Raw genomic sequence first — 18,382 nt, forward strand, 5'->3', positions numbered from 1 at the left:
TCTCAGGCATCACAACACTTACATCGCATCCAAGTATTCCTTGCCTGAAAATATATCACCAAATACGATGGTTGGTAATATTATATTACTTTTCATTTTTGATTTATATAGAGGCAAATATGAGTTTGACTCACGGCTTATATGACAAATCCCTGAGTGTTAGGGCGGCAATGAAACGTGAACCTGCCTCCAAAGGCTCCTTCATCAAGAGCTTTGATCACTTCCAGACCGTTGAACCAATATCAACGTGTGACGGTAAAAGCCCTTCCTTTAGAAATCTGTCAGCAACCTGTTGTTGTTCCTGAATAATTTCTGCACTCATAGGCGCATAACCGAAATCACGTGTTTTGATTGCAGAATAAACCGTGTCGTATGGCAATCCTGTTTGTGTTGCGAGAAGACGGGACACTTCAGACTTATGGACCTGGGCCCAATCATCTGTTTGAGCGATCTGGTGAAGTGCCTCCCGAAGAAGGTCAGGCTGACTTTCTGCAAATCCACGACGAGCCAAAAAAAATTCTCGATTGGCGACAATATCCTGAGCCGTCGTCAGAATGCGCGGGCTGTTGGAGAGCGCACTGGAAAGGTAGGGGTCCCATATTGCCCATGCGTCAATCTGGCCGCTTTCAAAAGCGGAACGGGCAGAGGGAGGGGGCAGATAGGCTGGTTTGATGTCATGAAAAGACAAACCGGCTTTATGGAGAACCTGAAGAAGAAACCAGTGGACGTTGGACGCGCGATTGAGAGCAATCCGTTTGCCCTTTAGATCCGCGAGGGTTCGGATCGAACTGTCTTTAGGGACGAGAATGGCTTCAGCCAGTGGAGCAGGAGGCTCGTGCCCTACATACACAAGCGCATCAGGACTTGCAGCCGATGCAAACACTGGAGGAGCATCACCAGTCTGCCCCAAATCGAGTGCTCCCGCTACGAGGGCTTGCAGGAGTTGTGGACCAGCGACAAATTCTGACCACACGACATTCGCATGGCCCGCCAATGCTTTTTCCAAGGCACCCGAAGCCTTTAGAATAACGAGAGTGCTATAGCGCTGGTAGCCGATGCGGATGACAGGCGTGGCCGCGTGTGCCGAGGAGGCAAGAGTGAGTGCAAACCCTCCTGCCAACAGACTGCGACGGGTGATAACGGTACGTTGATCAGTCATGGAGCCGCCGTGTTGTATTGTGGTTCAGATGTTCCGAAGAGCTTTTCCCGCAGAGTTCCGGGCTGATATTCCGTCTTGTAACGGCCACGCTTTTGAAGCTCTGGCACGATATATGTCACGAAATCCTCGAAGCTTCCGGGGGTGATGGCATATGCGAGATTGAGGCCGTCAATACCTGTGTCTTCAATCCAGGTTTCGATCTGATCCGCGACTTTCTGAGGCCCGCCAACAAACGTTACGCCCATTCCCCCGATAGCCGCATGTTCTGCCAGTTCCCTGACAGTCCAGACCCGTTTGGGGTCTACAACGGTCAAGGCATCGATTGCGGAGTGAATGGCATCGTTGCGGATATGACGAACTGGATCATCGAGATCGAAGGTCGAAAAATCGATCCCCGTCCATCCTGACATGAGCGTCAGAGCCCCTTCATGGCTGACATATTTTCTATATTCCGCCCATTTTTCCAAAGCAGCCTCATCGTTTTCGGCAGTGACGATGGTTACAAGCGAGAAAATCTTGAGAGATTTTCGGGAACGTCCCGTGCGTTGAAGCTCTGCTTCCAGCCCAGAAACAGCATGTCGTGCCACCTCTTTGGATGGACCGGCAATAAAGACGCATTCAGCGTAATCGCCGGCAAAAGCCCGACCTTTACTGGACGTGCCAGCTTGATAGAGAACGGGCGTTCGTTGTGGTGAGGGTTCACAGAGATGAATTGCATCGACCTCAAAATACTTGCCTTTGTGCTGAAGACGATGAACCTTTGAGGGGTCTGTAAAAATTCCGAGTTCTCTGTCTCGAAGAACGGCACCATCCTCCCAGCTTCTTTCCCACAGGCCCCTCAAAACCTGCATGTAGTCACGCGCGACGTCATAGCGCTCATCATGAGACGTCTGCTGCTGACCCACGCCTTTTGCCGCGCTGTTCAGATAGCCCGTTACAATGTTCCACCCCATCCGTCCGTTGGTCAGGTGATCCAATGTGCTGATACGGCGAGCAAAAGGGTAGGGATGTTCAAAGGAAAGTGTTGCTGTTAGCCCGAAACCCAGGTTCTCGGTCACAGCGGCCATGGCAGAAATCAGCATGGCCGGGTCATTAACGGGCACCTGAGATGCATTGCGCAATGCTGCTTCCGGTCCGCCGCCATAGACGTCGTAAATGCCAAGAACATCTGCGATAAAAAGACCGTCGAACAGGCCACGTTCAAGCGTTTTTGCGAGGTTGGTCCAGTATCCGAGGGTGTTGTAATGCCATGATTGATCGTCTGGATGACGCCATAGACCGCTTGCCTGATGGGAGACGCAATTCATATCAAACGCGTTTACGGGGATAAGAGACACAGGCGCTCCTTGAAAAGGATCAGGATAAAACGGCGAGGGGGTGGGCTCGGCTGTACTCAGCCCTGATTTACGAGGGCTGAGTGTTGAGGAGATGCGTCTTGTCGGGGTGTTGGTCTCAGCACGGACTTTAATGTGTCGTCGCCATCTGGGTCATAATTGAAGACATCCCAGCGGATCACCTGATGCAATGTCAGACCGATCAGAGGCGCGCTCAAAATGAACCAGAAAAGGTTCGTCCCGAAATTCGCATAGAGACTAGGCAGAGCCCACATGGCCATGGTGGCACCCAGACCAGAAATGAGCCGGTTCATGCCAATACCAACGCCCCGGATTTCGGTCGGGTAGGTCAGAGTGGCGTAGATCATCTGCTGGCAGCCGGGTCCGAAACCTTGACCGAAAAGATACCCTGCAAAACCTGCGAGTACCGCTATGACGCCTGCCGTGGAATGTGGCGTGCCCACAATCGCCAGCGTTCCTATGGAGATCGCCTGCAGGATATATCCAGCGATATTGACCTTACGGGACGACACGTATCGCGCCAGACGAACCCCAATCAAACCACCCGTAAATGCGAAGACGAGGTTCAGAATGATTGATGTAATCAGAACCTGCTTACGGTCGAGGTGCAGCATTCCTGCAAGCAAACTTGGCGCCCCGAACGCGATTGCGGCGTAAGAGTAGGCACTGACGATGGAAATGATACTGACAAGAATTCCACGCTTCAGCAGGGGCTGACGGAAGAGGGGGGCAATCCCGTGAGGTTGTGGTCGGATAGGCGGCGCCTCGATCTGAAGAACCGGGTCAATGCCATGAGACGCCCTTAAAATTTCCGCTGCTTTTTCCAGATCTCCGTTCCGAGCGATCCAGATAGAGGACTCACTCATGTACCTGTTACGGACAAGGATGATCAGAAGCGCCGGCAGCGCGCCGAATGCCAATGACGCGCGCCACAGCCAGTCCGGATGAGTGGCTGGAACGACCGCATCAAGGGCAAAGACAAGGAAAAAGCAGAGCGAGGAAGCCGCATACCAGGTTGGGCACCATGCCGCGGCCCGGCTCGCTTTGCTTCCTTTTCCACTCAGCTTTGAAAACTCTGACAGGAATGCCATGGCCACAGGCAGGTCCATTCCGACGCCAAAACCCATTGCGAAACGGGCAAGGATCAGGATGGTGGCCGTTGGCGCCATACCTGCTACGAGGGCTGCAATGACGAAGCAGATCATGTCCGCCATGAAAACGGCGTATCGACCAATCCGGTCGGTCAACCATCCCCCCGCGATACTCCCGACGATCGTGCCTGCACTCATCGCTGCTGCGACCATCCCTGTGGCGGATGTGGAAAGACCAAAGTGCTTCTGTACGTCACCAATGCCGTAGGAGAGCGTTGTGAGGTCGTAGGCGTCAAGAAAGACGCCACCGAGAGCCAAAGCCACGATGATGTTTGCGTGCCCGCCCCCTTGAGGCCCTGCATTGACGATGGCGGAAACATCATCAGCATGACGGATGACAGGGCGAGGCGTGCCGGATGTGGCAGTTTGCGCAGACGTCATGAATGCACCTGTTCAGAATGTGTCGAGATCTGAAGAATATCGGCCAGTCGGGCGGCGACAGATTGAGCGTTAGCTGTCACTTCCGGGAAGCCCATAAGCTCGCCAAAGGTCCCACGGGAGAGTGGTCCGGCAATAAACAGGCCTAATACCGGGCGTCCGCCGACAAGGGCCGCGTGGTCTTCACCTGTCCAGAGCCCGAGACCAACGGGATCTTTCTGCACAAAACCATCCTGAGACAGACGAGAGAGAAAACCGGGCTTTGTCAGAATTCCGGCATGGTCCGGGCCAGTGGTATTGATCAGAATGTCTGTCCGTATCGCGCGGGTTCGTCCCCCACGTTCCCGGAGATGCAGAGTCAGGCCGTAAGGAGTGGCTTCCGCGCGTTCGATCTGGGCTGCAAGAACCGTAAGTGAGCCAGTTTCTGACCTCAGGTTCAGAGCGCGTTCGACCTGTGGCGCGATCCGAAAACGATGGACATCCCAGAACGGTCGAAGATGGCGGACAAGCCGACGCTGCTCCGTCGGGGGAAGTGCCGTCCAGATAGCTTTGCCCTGTCGCCGAACAGCATCAAGAACGTCTTGCCACGGGCGGTCCGGGGCTAAAGTAAGTGTCTTACGAATGCGCGTGAGCAGACCTAACGCCGTCTGTTCAGGGTTGGTGGAAAAATCCCCAAAGAGACTGGTAGGCTGAGGAGAATGCCCCCGGGAGCGCAGGCCACGTCGGGAAACCGCAGTGATAGGGCCCAAATGCCCCTGTGCGGTGAGCGTTGCTACAACATCTGCCATTGTGAGGCCGGTGCCTACAATGGCAATCCGTGCCCGAGGATCTATGGTTTTGAAGGCGTTCTTCGCCCATGGGTCGGAGATCAAACGTGGATCATGCGCGATTTCTTCGAGGGGATACGGCAGGGCGGGAGCGGGATGAGATGTCGCAATGACGACATCCGATACGGTAAATACCGTGCCTTGAGCGGTATGGATCAGCCAGTGCTGACCATCATGCTGCACGGCCACTACGGCATCCTGAACATGCCTGAGTGTCTCGTTGACGAGAGATGGCGTTATTCTCTCAAAGAGATAGCGGCCAAACTCTGACCTCGTCGGGTAAACGTCTCCAGACGGCAAAAAGGCTTCCGGATCACAGGTTTCGTGACTGTGCCATTTGAACCACTGCGCAAAGTCATCAGGCTTATCCGTATCAATGCTCATCCTTGACGCTGGAACATTGATGCGATGCTGTGGATCTGTGCTGCCATACGCGACGCCCGCACCCAGCCGGGTGCGAGGCTCGAAGATTACAACGCTACCGACACCCAGATCTCGGCGCTTGCGAAGAAGATGATACGCAATCATCGTCCCTGTCGCTCCGCCACCAATAATTGCCAGGGTGGCAGAAACGGGAGGGCGGCTGATCTGGACTTCCACGTTCATGAAGAGGCTTGGGCCGGGCGATAAGAGTTGGCAATCGTCTCACCAAACGGCCCCATATTGTTCTGACCGCCGGCTGCGCGTGTCGGATGAGCTGTGGGAAGCAACGGAAGGACCAGTTCGCCAAAGCTGTAAGCTTCTTCCAGATGCGGGTATCCGGAAAGAATAAAGCTGTCGCATCCAGCGCGTCTGTACTCATCAATCCGCTCGGCAATGGTGGCTGGATCACCGACAAGAGCCGTGCCAGCTCCGCCTCTGACCAACCCGACGCCAGCCCAGAGGTTAGGGCTGACTTCCAGCTTGTCCCGTCGTCCACCGTGGAGGGCGATCATGCGAGACTGTCCCACTGAGTCCAGCCTTGAGAATACAGACTGGGCCTGCGCGACGGTCGCGTCATCAAGGCGTGAAATCAGGCGGTTTGCCGCGGCCCAGGCTTCTTCAGTTGTCTCACGGGCGATGACATGAAACCTGATCCCGAAACTGACTTCGCGTCCTTCACGCGCAGCGGCCTCGCGAACACGGGAAATTTTCTCCTTAACAAGTTCCGGTGGCTCTCCCCACGTCAGATACTTGTCGATCCGCCTGGCCGCGACCTGAATTCCGGCCTCAGAAGATCCGCCGAAATACAGAGGCGGCCCCCCAGCCTGATGAGGAGGATAAAGGATCTGGCCGTCCGCAATATGAAAGTGCTTACCCTCGTGATTGACGGTGTCACCCTTCAGAAGACGAGAGTAGATTGACAGGAATTCGTCAGTAATTTCGTAGCGGGTGGCATGGTCGAAAAAGAGACCGTCCCCTTCGTTTTCCTTGGGATCTCCGCCCGTTACAACATTAATCAGAAGACGGCCGCCAGATAGACGATCCAGTGTCGCCGTCATGCGTGCTGCAAAGGTCGGAGATTGTAACCCAGGGCGCACGGCCACCAGAAATTTCAGCCGTTCAGTGGATGTAATAAGGGAGGACGCAACGATCCAGGAGTCTTCGCAACTCCGACCTGTGGGGAGGAGGACGCCATAATATCCCAAACTGTCCGCAGCACGTGCGACCTGTTGGAGGTATGGCAGATCAACGCTGCGGCCACCTTCCTGCGTTCCCAGATATCGGCTGTCTCCATGAGTTGGAAGGAACCAAAGAACGTTGATTTTCTCGGGGACACCCCCGATGGCGGCATTTGTGCTCATGAAAAACTCGCTGTCTGGGCGTGAACGGTTGGGGAGGCTTGATGGGCGGGATGGCTTGTTGGAAGGCGGTCAAAACCGAACAGGCGATGACGGAATGTCTCTGGAGGGGTATTGCGCTCTGGCAGGCGACCACGCTTGCGGAGCTCAGGAGCGATCAGTTCTCCAAAATCTCTGGCCGTCTCAAACGTGTGGTATTGGCGGAGGTTAATCCCGTCGATGCCATCTTCGTCGAGCCAGTCTTCAACAGCATCCGCGATCTGGGACGGTGTGCCAGCGACGAAAAAGCGGCCCTGTTCAAAACTGGCAATCTGGTCCAGCGCGCTACCGACTGTTTGATCCGGGCCAAATCGACGTCCCATGTTTCCAAACGGACGCCCCGACTGTTCAAGCGCCTCACCAATAGTCAGAGAGCGATCAAAATTCCGCAGATCAATCTCGGCTTGCGCATGGACATGCGCAGCTTCGACGCTATAGCGCGCCCGGTAACGGCTTAGCTTCTCGTGAGCTTCGACTTCCGTATTCCCAGCGATAAGGCCGGCCATGACATAAAACTTCAGGTCGTTGGGGTCTCGACCGTTTAGAGCCGCCTGTTCGCGTGTCTGGGCGATGTTATGGCGAATTTCCTCGCGCGTACGGCCACCAATGAAAACGGCCTCCGCATGACGGGCTGCAAATTCCAGGCCACGCTTGGACCCAGTTGCCTGAAAAAGGACCGGCGTGCGCTGACGCGTGGGCTGCACAAGATGTGGACCCTCAACCTGATGATGCCGACCCTTGTGGTTGATGTAATGAACACGATCCGGGTGGGTGAAAACGTCGCTCTCACGATCAATGACCAAGGCGTCTTCGTCCCAGCTCTGCTCCCAGAGCTTGTACAGAACCTCAAGATATTCCTCCGCCCGCTCGTAGCGCTCGTCGTGCTCGATTTCGTCCGCGAGGCCGAAGTTTCTGGCGGCGTTTGGCAGGTAGGAGGTTACAATGTTCCAGCCAACGCGCCCTTCGGTCAGAAGATCCAGCGTGCTCATACGTCGGGCAAAGGCAAACGGTGGCTCATAAGTCGTTGAGAATGTCGCGGCGAACCCCAAGCGCGTTGTCACAGCGGCCATAGCCGGGATCAGGGAGAGCGGATCAAGGTTCGGGATTTGCACGCCAAGCCGAAGGGCGGGGTCAAGTCCATTAAAACGGTCATAAACCCCGATGACATCGGCAAGAAAAATTGCGTCGAAACCTGCGTCTTCCGCGAGGCGCGCCTGTTCCAGCCAGAATGCCATTTCTCCGAAACGGTGGCGATTGTTGTCAGGCGCCGTCCACATTCCGTGAACAATGTGACTCACGCAGGCCATCTCGAAGAGATTGACTTTTAATTGCTTGGGGGCCGATGCCTTACTCATGCCGGCTCCTTGGAGAGACTTTTTTTCAGACCTTCACGGTATGGCGTCCAAAGAGGGGTATCGTTCAAAGCCAGATCCCCGAGTTCCCGACGGCGCTGGGCCGCAGGGTTGTGTGAGGAGAGAACGCGAGCATTGCGCCAATGGCGATCCAAATTTCTGGTCTGACTGGTAGCGGACGCCCCGCCAACTTCAAAAAGCAGATTTGCAGCTTCAAGCGTTTGATCAATAACGATTTGCTGCGCTTTAAAGGCAGCTTCTTCTGCTTCGCTAAACGTCACGCTCTCGGTATCACCCCGCAGCCAGGCAGGCTCAGCCTCAGTCAATGCATCCGAAACGCGATCGACCAAAGCAGACGTCGAGAATGCAAGGGCCGACAAACGCCCAACAACACCCTGAACAACGGAATCTTCTCGTTGAACAACTTTGCCGGGGACCCCGAAAGTTCGCGTTCTAGGCCGTACAAACTCAACCGCATCGCGCAATACGGCAGCTGAAATTCCTGCCAGTGCTGCAAGATGAAATTGCTGATAGTAAGCGGCGAGATAAGAATGAGCCGGAATATTCCCGGGCTGAGAGCGATCCAGAACTTGTGTGGGGCCAATTAAGACGTTGTCAAAAACAGTTGTTCCGCTGCCCGTGAGGCGCTGGCCAAAGCCATCCCAGTCATCAATACGTGTGACACCGGGGGCATCTGAAGGGACCAGGACGTGTGCCCGTTGCTCTCCCTCTGCGGCCCAGACAATGATCCAGTCAGCATAGAGCGTGCCGGTCGAATAGTATTTCGTACCATTCAGGCGAAACTCATTTCCGTCAGAACTCAACTGTGTAGACACGCCTGTTTCGTCCGAGCGTTCCGCCATGGCAGCGCCAAAGAGTGCACCCTCACGAACACGGTCAAACCATTCGGCAGATTTGTGAGCGTGGCGGAGCCTGCCTTCAATAAATGCAAAATGAGCACGAAATATTTGCGGGAGGTTTGAGTCTGCTGTTGCCAAATCTCGCAGCAGACTGAAACTCTGCTTGAGAGATGCTCCATACCCGCCAAATCTATTGGGCAGACGTACGCGACCCAGTCCGGCAGTCTTCAAGTCCTGAACGACATTTCGGACAAGCGCGGGGTCGCGTTCGAATTCCTGCGATGCACGCGTTATCGTTTCAATGATCGGCTGCAAGCGTTCTCTGGCAGAGACGAAATTGTCGGAAGAGGACATACAACGACACCTAACGGATATAAGGCAAAATCAACTAGAATTCGTAGTTCATGATGCGCACCAAACCGTCAGGAGCGTAATTTTTAATTCGTCATCTCTCACATTAATTATTTCAATGTGAACCCCTGGAATGGCTATTTTCCAAGGTATAATAAGGGAAAACTGCACCTGTAAAATACAACATTAAAAATACGTTGTTATTAACGTTTATCCATTTGGATATGTGAATAAAAGAATCGCTTGGGGAAAATGTGTCCCACAACGGCTGATTTTATGTTCCGAGATGTCACCCAAATGTTGAGAAACGAGTCATGAAAGCCTTTTACGAGCAGCACACACGTATCCTCCTCCTTGGCATGACCGTTCTTTCAACGTGCACCTTAATGCCGGCTGCTTTTGCTCAGGATATTGAACGCAACAAAAATCCGAGCCCGCGCGCCCCTCATGGCCGCCCTGATGTCAGGTCCACAAATACTCATGTTGCATCTTCACACCCTAAAAACAGCGTTGTGCCTCCGTCAAAGAGCGAGGATATCAGTGTCACCGGGTCAAATGGTGTCCGTACCGCTGAAAAGCGCCTGAGAAAGGTGCCGGGAAACTTTACTGTTATCAGCAGCAAGGAGGTCGAGAAGGGGCGATCAGCCACACTCGAGGACACTCTGGCATTCCAGCCAGGCATTTTTGCGCAGGCGACCAGTGGAAGCACCGGAAACAAGATTTCCATAAGAGGGTCGGGCGCAGGCGTTTTCTACGGAGGTTACAGTCTGGGAATGAAGTACCTCGTTGACGGATTGACTGTCAGCGGTGTGGGAGGATTTCAGGAAGATCGACTCAATAATACCGGCTACCAGCGCACTGAAGTTCTTTATGGCGCCAACGCATTTGACTACGCGGCTACTGCTCTCGGTGGTGGCATCAATTTCGTAACGCATACAGGCGTCTCTGCCCCTGGGTTTATGGCCCGCTTTGAAGCTGGCAGCTACGGCACTCTGAAAGAACAAGTCAGTCAGGGCGGAACATTCAGCAACAAGAAAGGCGATTACTACGTCACCGCAGCGCGAACCAATCGCCAAGGATTCCAGAGCTATACGGCAATGCATCGCACTGATGTCGTCGCAAATCTTGGCTACCGTTTTACCGACAAGTTATCTGCTCGCCTTATTTTCAAGTGGGATGAAGGGTTCGGCCATTACGGTGGCTTGCTCACGCTTGCTCAGCTTCGCAAAAGCCCGAGCATCAACCCAAATGATTGGGGAGGGCGCCCGACCAGAAGCACAATGCTGGGATTTAAAACCAATTATATTTTCGATGATGATTCCAGGCTGGAATACGGCATTACCTGGAATGATTATCCGCTCTTTAATGGGACGAATACGCAGCAGTTTAATCTGTGGCGTTCCACGGATATCAATAATTCGATTAAATATAACCGGAGCGATCGTCTTCTCGGACGAAGGATCGAAAGCAACTTCATTCTGAGCGACGTGCATATGGTCTCTGGAGATTCCAGATATTACACATCGTCCGTCCGCTCTACGCAGTCTAATAGTGAAGACTGGACCCTTCATCAGCGCGTCAAATATGGCGGATCACATGATCTAGTTTTTGCTGCTGGGAATAATTTCAACATTTTCAACCGGCTTTGGCTGACCAGCGGTTTTTCAGTCATCTGGATTGACCGCAATATTCGCGTTGTTGACCGTCTAATACCCAACTCAGCTCTTCAGAGTCGTGAACACTATAATAATGTCTTCATTACGCCTCGCGTAGGCTTGCGTTACGAAATTAATCCTGACGTTGATGTGTTCGCCAATTTCAGTCGTGTGATCGACCCGCCAGTGACGTGGAACTACCATGACGTCAAAGGGGGCAGTCCCTACAATGACACAGGAACTGTAGGGCCACTAAAAGCCCAACGGGCTAATTCGGCTGAGATCGGCATCAGAGGCCATGTCGGCATCTTCGACGGAAACCTGACTCTTTATCGGAGCTGGGTCAAAGATGAACTGCTGTCCGTTGTAGTCACGCGCGCAACCAGTACAACAGCAGAAATCACTACAACGTCTAACGCCAGTCCGACTATTCATCAGGGCATTGAAGCGGGCCTGTCAACGAAGCTCTTTAATCTGCATCAATATGGTGCTTTGTCATTCCGGCAGGCTCTCACGGTCAATGACTTCTATTACAGACATGACCCACTTCTCGGACAGAACAAACTCCCGTCTATCCCAACATGGCAATATCAGGCTGAACTTCAGTATAATAATCCGTTGGGGTTCTATGCGAACTTCGATTTCAGATCGTCTTCAAGCTATTATGTTGATTACGCCAACACATTAAAGGCGCCGAGATACGGGATCTTTGGTCTGAAGCTCGGTTACGAGGCGAAAAGCAAAATCTGGAGCACTTTTCTTGATTTCCGTAATCTCGGAAACAAGCATTACGCCACAGCCGCTTATACCGCCTACAACCTGAACCATACGGATTCCGCAATGTTTTACCCGGGTGACGGGTTCAGTGTGTTTGGCGGCGTGACTGTCCACCTCAGTGACTTGGGGAAGCACCTCTGATGATGCGCCGGTCCTTTCCTGACGCGACGCATTGGTCAGACACATGAGCAAACGTCATAACCGCACACGGGCTCTGATACTCGCTCCGATCGTGGTGTCTTTAGCTGTCCTGTTGTATCGGCATGATACAGACAGTAGACCGCGACATATGAGCCGGCAGCAGAGTTCAGTGCCTCAAAAAGGTGGGACGCTTGTCTTTGCGACGGAACGCGAGCCTTTGTGCCTTGATCCCCATGTCTATGGGGACATGCCGCAGGTTTATATTGCCGAACAGTATCTGGACCGGCTCGTTTCAATGGACGAACAGGGCGCTATTCATCCGTGGCTGGCAACATCATGGGAGATTACGGACGACGGACTTACATACATCTTTCACCTCCGTCATGACGTGACCTTCACTGATGGGACCAGGTTCGATGCGGCGGCCGTAAAGCGTAATCTGGACCATATGGTGGACCCCACGACGCAATCGGGGACTGCGGGGGGGTACATCCGCCAATACACCCGAACCGATATTCTCGATCCTTATACCGCAACGGTACACCTGTCTTCGCCATACTCAGCGTTCCTGAACGTTCTGGCGCAGGGTTTTCTTGGAATTGAGTCCCCCACAGCGTTGGCACGGCCTCGCGATGTGAACTGCCAAAGCCCTGTGGGGTCTGGTCCCTTCATTATCAGCCACTGGGATCATCAGAGCGAGGTCGTTCTCAAGAGAAACCCAGCCTATGCATGGGCGCCTCCTACCGCACGCCATCAGGGACCAGCGTGGCTTGAAGGTATTGTCTGGCGCTTCGTTTCCGAACCGTCAGTCCGTTTTGCCATGCTTCAGGCAGGTGAGGTTGGTGTGATTGATAGCGTACCTCCTGAGGGCGAAACGCCGGCAAAAGCCAATCCGGACATATCATTACTGATGGCAGATCGACCGGGAAATCCTACTAACGGAACCTTGAACACCCTTCGGCCGCCATTTGACGACATCCGTGTCCGTGAAGCGTTCATTCGGTCCGCAGATATTGATGGGGCGTTAGGCAGTATATTTTTCCATCATTATGAGCGTGCTGGTGGACCTCTAAGTCCTTCCACGCCAGATTATAGTCCGGATTTCGAGCATACCAAGAACTACAATCCGAGACGCGCCAATACACTTCTGGATGACGCGGGCTGGAAAAAGCGCGATCCCGATGGATACCGGATCCGGGACGGCAAGAGACTGATCGTACATATCCCGATCTCCACGGTTCTTGCACCTGCAGATCGCACTCTTTGGGAGCAGGTACAGGCCACAGCACGCCAGACAGGCTTTGATGTCCGCCTAGAGCCTTTAAGTGAGACTGCGAATATCGCGCGGAGTGACGCTTGGGATTACGATGTGCGGATCGGGTATTGGAACACCAATACTCCGGATGTTCTTCGCATCGTTTTCGGATCTGCTTTTACCAACCATTTCCGGCACGGTATTCATCAGAATGCTTCAGGCTATAGCAGTCCGCTTTTCGACAGTGTCGTGGAACAGGCATTGGCCACGCAGGACCAGCAGCAACGAAAAGCGTTTTACCAACAGGCGCAAGAGATCATCGCCAAGGCACAGCTTCAGATCACAACGTATTCGCAGACCACGCGCATAGGGGTGTTCAGCAATGTCCACGGTGTACGCATCGAGCCGTCATTACGCGTCATCAATTTCCATGATGCCTGGATGACGCCATGATAAAACACTTGGCTTCTCAGCGGCTGATCGGTCGGATTGGTTTGAGTCTCGGCATGCTGATCGCATCTGCCGCGCTGACATTTCTCGCGGTACGTATGATGCCAGGTGATCCGGCAACGATCATTCTCGGTGGGGCCATGGCCAACCCCACACCTGGTGCAGTCGCAGCGATAACAAAGGAGTACGGCCTCGATCGCCCTCTCATCATGCAGTATGGTTTCTATATATGGCGTCTTCTGCATGGGGATTTGGGCGTCTCCTTTAGCCAGCATCTGCGTGTTGCGGAAGTTTTACGCCAGCAGATGCTACCCACGCTGGCACTGGCATCCATTTCTCTGCTCCTCGCATGGACGCTCGCACTGCTGTCAGTGTTCTGCACAGTGCGGCGCGGAAGAGTACTCTCGACCATTGGAGCCTCTTTCGACATCTCGGCTTCGGCGCTTCCGCCATTTTGGCTTGGAATTGTGCTGCTCTGGATATTCGCATTCAGATTACACCTGCTACCACCTGCCGGAAGCTCATCGTTCGCCTCTCTCATTATGCCGGCATTTTCTCTTGCCATTCCCTTGGGGGGATTTCTGGCACAGGTAACGCGTGAGTCTTTGGAGATTGCCCTCGATCAGCCGTTCATTCTCAGCGCAAGAATGCGAGGGCTTAGTCTGGGGCAGGTTTTGCGTCGTCATGCCCTGCGTCACGCGCTTCTTCCGGGTATCGCGCTCTCAGCGTGGGCTCTGGGCGCTCTTCTTGGTGAGACTGCGGTCATCGAAGCCATATTTTCACGTAAGGGGCTTGGACGCACATTGGTCTATGCCGTTTCCGCGCAGGATATGCCTCTAACAACGGGCATCGTTTTGTTTGTCACGGTCGCATACATATTTGCCAGCCTGGGTATCGAGCTCATCTATGAACTGGTTGATCCGCGCCTCGCAACATCTCGTGGGCGGAGAGTCTCGCCATGACCATAACTGCAAAGAGGCTCATGGCATGGAAGGAGATTCCCATCGTGATCCTTCCTGCATCAGGCTTTCTGGTGTTCCTTTTGGTGTCAGCCATCATTCCCAATGCGATCAGCGCAACTGATCCCTATGCCATCGCACCACGACACGCTTTCTTATCCCCAGACTGGAACCACCCTTTCGGAACAGACCAGTCTGGCCGGGATATTCTGACACGTGTCATCCACGGTACACGCCAATCTCTGCTTGTGGGGGCAGGGGCTGTCGCAATCAGTTTTTCCGGTGGGATTATCCTAGGGTTAGCAGGTGGGCTTGGCCCTAGATGGCTCCAGAAAAGTATTGGTGCCATCATAGATGTGCTGTTTTCGTTTCCCGCCCTGATACTGGCGCTTCTCTTCTCTGCAAGTCTTGGGACAGGGGCAGGGCCGCTAGCCTTGGCCATCGGAATCGCTGCGACGCCCGGCTATGGCAAGATGGTTTTCAGTCAGGTTCTATCGGTCCGATACTCCGGATACGTTGAGGCCGCTCGTGCCCTTGGTCACACGCCGTTCTCCATCGTTCAGCGGCATATTCTTCCCAACGCACTTCGCCCGCTCATTGTGACCGCCACCATGGGCGTAGGCCAAACAATTGTCTGGGCGTCAGGATTATCTTTTCTGGGGCTCGGAGCACCGCCACCCACCCCGGAATGGGGAACCATGATGTCCATGGGTCGCGACTTCATCGCTGATGCCTGGTGGCTCACCCTCTTTCCCGGCCTTTTCATCGTGCTGACTGTGCTGTCCACAACAATAGTCGGGCGCTTCTTACAACGTCGCCTCGAAGGCAGACCCTCATGAGGTACTCACCATGACCGGACAGGACCTGACGGTTGAAAAGCTTTCCATATCATTTGGTGGAAAGCAGGTCGTACACGACCTCTCTTTTCAAATAACGCCTGGCAAAATTCTAGCCATGGTGGGTGAATCCGGATCGGGCAAAAGCGTAACCGCGCGCAGTCTCGTCGGATTAGCGGGCGACCGGGCTCAGGTTACAGCAGGGAGCCTTCGCCTTGGTGATGATGATCTCCTTAGACTGGATGAGGCTAGCTGGGGCGTGATTCGTGGGCGGAAGATAGGGTTTGTCCTTCAGGATGCACTGACATCACTCGATCCGTTACGAACAGTCGGGCAGGAAATAGAAGAATCCCTGACGGCAGATGGTAAGTGGCGCGGCTTGCGTAATCGTGCAGCGCGTCGAAAGCAGGTGGTGGAGCTTTTGAAAAGCACATCCGTGCCAGAACCTGAAATGCGTGCACGGCAACGGGCCGATGAACTCTCTGGAGGACTTCGGCAAAGAGCGCTCATCGCCTCTGCAATAGCTCTGAACCCAGGGATAGTAATTGCTGATGAGCCAACGACTGCGCTGGATGCCAGTGCGGCCTCCCGTGTCCTCGGCCTGTTTCGTGACCTGAAAAATGCAGGTCACGGAATATTGTTGATCAGCCATGACATCGAAGCGGTGTCTCAGGTCGCTGACTCGATCATCGTCGTCAAGAACGGGGAAATGATAGAGCAGGGCAAGACTGAGCAAATTTTGCGCCATCCTTCGCAGGATTATACGCGCTTGCTACTAAGTTCGGTTCCGAAGCAAAACCGCAAGTCCCTAGACCCTTCAACTCTGCAAGCGAAAGACGACACCCCGTTACTCGTCGTGAATGATCTCGTCAAAAGTTATCCTAATACGACTGGAGCATCGAGGCTCGCAGTAGATCATGTCAGTTTTACCCTTCAAAGAGGCAAAACACTCGGCATTTTGGGTGAATCTGGCTCAGGGAAGACGACAACAGCACGGATCATCGGCGGGTTTCTGGAACCTGATGGGGGGAATGTATGGTTTGACGGGAGATTATGGAGCGGAGTTCAAGCGAAGACCAATCGAAGCGTTGAAGAACATGAGCGCCGACCGTTTCGACATGAAATGGGTATCGTTTATCAGGATCCACTCAGTTCCTTCGATCCGCGCTGGACTGTTCAGCGTATTCTTGCTGATGCTCTAAAAGCCAGTGCCATCCCACGCGCCGAGCATAATGATCGCATTGTGGCTCTTTTGACATTAGTGCGGTTAACACCAGATATATCCCGCCGGTCTCCTCTTCAGCTCTCAGGCGGGCAGCGCCAGCGCATCGCAATTGCACGTGCCATCGCGGGAAATCCCAAGTTGATCGTCTGTGATGAACCTGTTTCAGCGCTTGACGTCTCAGTGCAGACACAGGTGCTGGAACTGCTCACAGAGCTACAAGAACGCCTCAATATCTCTTATTTGTTCATTTCTCATGATTTGGGCGTCATTCGTCAGATCAGTGACGACGTCCTTGTAATGCAGAATGGTCGCGTAGTTGAAGCCGGACCGACACAACAGGTCTTTGAAGCGCCACAGCATAACTTCACGCGGCTTTTACTCAATTCAAAACTGCCTGATTATGTATAGTAAAAAGGCGATCTCTGCTTTTTTTGGGAGGGCCCTTAAGGTGATTCTAGCAATAATAATTTCAATCTAAACGGGATTATTATAAGAGCTCATGCAAGGTATGAACCCCCGCGGTAGACGCAGGCATGAGGCAAGGCATTGAACGGGCGCGTTAAGCTTTCTGATATTTCAAAGAAAACCGGCCTGAACGTTTCCACAATCAGTCGCGCGCTCTCAAATCCGGAGCGCGTGAGTGAGGAGACACGGCACCTTGTTCAAGAGGTAGCCGCGCAACTGGGGTACGTCGGCAATGCCGCAGCTCGCAATCTAATCCTTGGAAAAACGGACACCATCATGGTGCTGATCCCGACCTTTCCAGGACAACCGATTTCGCCAGTTTTTACCGAAGTTCTTCGAGGGATTTGCGAAGAGGCGGAAGCTCATGGATTGAGCGTAATGCTGCAACAAAATCTAAGTCAGGCGATCTCGTCTGACGATGCCACAAAATTTTTAAGAGCTGGAACGGTAGACGGGGTATTACTTCTCGCAGCAGAAAAATGGACATCGCCTCATGCTTTCAGACCGACAGAACATCTTCTCCCTGTCATCAGTGTATTAAACGATTTGACATCCTATGGCCTTGTTAGCGTCGTAGCAGAGGAAAAGCAGGCGTTCTCAGAAATTGTGGATCATTTGGCTGCTCGCGGTCATCGTCATTTTGCTTTTGTCTCTGGTCCACGTGAGACAACCCATGAGCAAATTCGATTTCAAGCGGTTACCAGTCATCTGAACACATTAGGCCTTTTAGCGGACCTCGTCAGACTGGAAGGCGGTCCATTCGATCTACAATCTGGGAAACGCGCTGCACAAGCATTTCTGAAACTCAGGACACGGCCAACGGCTGTCATCTGCTGCAGTGACTCATTGGCTTTCGGCTTCCTGCATGAAGTTCAGAATGCCGGGCTGAAGGTGCCTGCAGACGTAGCAATTGCAGGCTACGACGGCCTTAATTATACGGCCTTCACAACACCTTCGCTCACAACATCATCACAGCCATCTTATGAAATGGGGTGTGTTGCTGTTCGAATGTTAAGTGACATTTGGAACAAAAAAATACTGAATCCCACCCTTGCAGCGTTAGCGCCATCTCTTCTGGTGAGGCAGTCTACCTGAGTAGATATCCGTATTAAGCCGTAGCATCATGTAAAGTTGGCATCATCAAGATTGGTCCTGATGATGCCACTGGTTATTTATTTTTTTTCTGTAGGAATAACCGTTGCCCCACTCTTTTTGAACTCTTCAACTAACAGCGCCTAGATGTTTAGTCCCGTGGTTTGCTGGGTTGGATTGATGATGCATCTTTCTGGCTTTGAAGTCCATATTTTGCAGATGTATTCGTAAGGCGTGAGGCCGTTCAGGGTCTTGAGTCTTCGCCCGAAGTTAT

The 18,382-nt window shown here is 53.3% G+C and carries 13 protein-coding genes and 1 pseudogene; 6 read left to right on the plus strand and 8 right to left on the minus strand.

Features of this window, described 5'->3' with window-relative positions:
* Positions 1 to 217 precede the first annotated feature (217 nt).
* The 7 genes from HK24_RS12825 to HK24_RS12855 form a co-directional block, all read right to left on the minus strand.
* Positions 218 to 1,159, minus strand: a complete 942-nt coding sequence (locus tag HK24_RS12825; RefSeq protein WP_086634790.1) for an aliphatic sulfonate ABC transporter substrate-binding protein — start codon at positions 1,157 to 1,159, stop codon at positions 218 to 220.
* Entirely contained in the window at positions 1,156 to 2,466 is a 1,311-nt protein-coding gene (locus HK24_RS12830; protein ID WP_086634801.1) for an LLM class flavin-dependent oxidoreductase, read from the minus strand. The genes HK24_RS12825 and HK24_RS12830 overlap by 4 nt, the downstream gene beginning before the upstream one ends.
* An 86-nt stretch (positions 2,467 to 2,552) precedes the next feature.
* Positions 2,553 to 4,046, minus strand: a complete 1,494-nt coding sequence (locus HK24_RS12835) for an MFS transporter (RefSeq protein ID WP_086634791.1) — start codon at positions 4,044 to 4,046, stop codon at positions 2,553 to 2,555.
* Positions 4,043 to 5,476, minus strand: a complete 1,434-nt coding sequence (locus HK24_RS12840; protein WP_086634792.1) for an FAD/NAD(P)-binding protein — start codon at positions 5,474 to 5,476, stop codon at positions 4,043 to 4,045. The genes HK24_RS12835 and HK24_RS12840 overlap by 4 nt, the downstream gene beginning before the upstream one ends.
* Positions 5,473 to 6,654: an FMNH2-dependent alkanesulfonate monooxygenase gene (ssuD, locus tag HK24_RS12845; protein ID WP_086634793.1), complete on the minus strand. Its 1,182-nt coding sequence runs from the start codon at positions 6,652 to 6,654 to the stop codon at positions 5,473 to 5,475. Before ssuD ends, HK24_RS12840 begins: the two co-directional genes overlap by 4 nt.
* The gene (locus HK24_RS12850; RefSeq protein ID WP_233126269.1) at positions 6,651 to 8,045 is read right to left on the minus strand and encodes an NtaA/DmoA family FMN-dependent monooxygenase; all 1,395 of its coding nucleotides are present in this window, start codon (positions 8,043 to 8,045) and stop codon (positions 6,651 to 6,653) included. The genes ssuD and HK24_RS12850 overlap by 4 nt, the downstream gene beginning before the upstream one ends.
* A complete protein-coding gene (locus HK24_RS12855; protein WP_086634794.1) occupies positions 8,042 to 9,256 on the minus strand; it encodes an acyl-CoA dehydrogenase family protein in 1,215 nt (404 codons plus the stop codon). Before HK24_RS12855 ends, HK24_RS12850 begins: the two co-directional genes overlap by 4 nt.
* A gap of 311 nt (positions 9,257 to 9,567) precedes the next feature.
* Between HK24_RS12855 and HK24_RS12860 the strand changes: the two genes are divergently transcribed.
* The 6 genes from HK24_RS12860 to HK24_RS12885 all read left to right on the plus strand — a co-directional run bounded on the left by HK24_RS12860 (position 9,568) and on the right by HK24_RS12885 (position 18,111).
* Complete coding sequence (locus tag HK24_RS12860) at positions 9,568 to 11,826, plus strand: TonB-dependent receptor domain-containing protein (RefSeq protein ID WP_086634795.1); 2,259 nt, start codon at positions 9,568 to 9,570, stop codon at positions 11,824 to 11,826.
* A gap of 43 nt (positions 11,827 to 11,869) precedes the next feature.
* Positions 11,870 to 13,534, plus strand: a complete 1,665-nt coding sequence (locus HK24_RS12865) for an ABC transporter substrate-binding protein (protein WP_233126270.1) — start codon at positions 11,870 to 11,872, stop codon at positions 13,532 to 13,534.
* Between the two features lie 8 nt (positions 13,535 to 13,542).
* On the plus strand, positions 13,543 to 14,493 hold the full coding sequence (locus tag HK24_RS12870) for an ABC transporter permease (protein WP_233126271.1): 951 nt from the start codon (positions 13,543 to 13,545) through the stop codon (positions 14,491 to 14,493).
* A gap of 44 nt (positions 14,494 to 14,537) precedes the next feature.
* Positions 14,538 to 15,329, plus strand: a complete 792-nt coding sequence (locus HK24_RS12875; RefSeq protein ID WP_233126272.1) for an ABC transporter permease — start codon at positions 14,538 to 14,540, stop codon at positions 15,327 to 15,329.
* A gap of 10 nt (positions 15,330 to 15,339) precedes the next feature.
* Entirely contained in the window at positions 15,340 to 16,959 is a 1,620-nt protein-coding gene (locus HK24_RS12880) for an ABC transporter ATP-binding protein (protein ID WP_086634798.1), read from the plus strand.
* Positions 16,960 to 17,097: 138 nt separating this feature from the next.
* The gene (locus HK24_RS12885; RefSeq protein WP_086634799.1) at positions 17,098 to 18,111 is read left to right on the plus strand and encodes a LacI family DNA-binding transcriptional regulator; all 1,014 of its coding nucleotides are present in this window, start codon (positions 17,098 to 17,100) and stop codon (positions 18,109 to 18,111) included.
* A 140-nt stretch (positions 18,112 to 18,251) separates the two neighbouring features.
* Here the strand turns inward: HK24_RS12885 and HK24_RS13525 are convergent.
* Positions 18,252 to 18,382 (minus strand): annotated as a pseudogene (locus tag HK24_RS13525) (IS481 family transposase); the annotation flags it as partial.

This window comes from Gluconobacter sp. DsW_058, assembly GCF_002153615.1.
Taxonomy (GTDB): Bacteria; Pseudomonadota; Alphaproteobacteria; order Acetobacterales; family Acetobacteraceae; genus Gluconobacter; species Gluconobacter cerinus.

Excerpts from the sequence above, each read along its gene's own strand:
- HK24_RS12830 (WP_086634801.1), bottom strand. The coding sequence starts at position 2,466 with ATGAATTGCGTCTCCCATCAGGCAAGCGGTCTATGGCGTCATCCAGAC.
- HK24_RS12850 (WP_233126269.1), bottom strand. The coding sequence starts at position 8,045 with ATGAGTAAGGCATCGGCCCCCAAGCAATTAAAAGTCAATCTCTTCGAG.
- HK24_RS12825 (WP_086634790.1), bottom strand. The coding sequence starts at position 1,159 with ATGACTGATCAACGTACCGTTATCACCCGTCGCAGTCTGTTGGCAGGA.
- ssuD (WP_086634793.1), bottom strand. The coding sequence starts at position 6,654 with ATGAGCACAAATGCCGCCATCGGGGGTGTCCCCGAGAAAATCAACGTT.
- HK24_RS12880 (WP_086634798.1), top strand. The coding sequence starts at position 15,340 with ATGACCGGACAGGACCTGACGGTTGAAAAGCTTTCCATATCATTTGGT.
- HK24_RS12840 (WP_086634792.1), bottom strand. The coding sequence starts at position 5,476 with ATGAACGTGGAAGTCCAGATCAGCCGCCCTCCCGTTTCTGCCACCCTG.
- HK24_RS12860 (WP_086634795.1), top strand. The coding sequence starts at position 9,568 with ATGAAAGCCTTTTACGAGCAGCACACACGTATCCTCCTCCTTGGCATG.
- HK24_RS12835 (WP_086634791.1), bottom strand. The coding sequence starts at position 4,046 with ATGACGTCTGCGCAAACTGCCACATCCGGCACGCCTCGCCCTGTCATC.
- HK24_RS12865 (WP_233126270.1), top strand. The coding sequence starts at position 11,870 with ATGAGCAAACGTCATAACCGCACACGGGCTCTGATACTCGCTCCGATC.
- HK24_RS12855 (WP_086634794.1), bottom strand. The coding sequence starts at position 9,256 with ATGTCCTCTTCCGACAATTTCGTCTCTGCCAGAGAACGCTTGCAGCCG.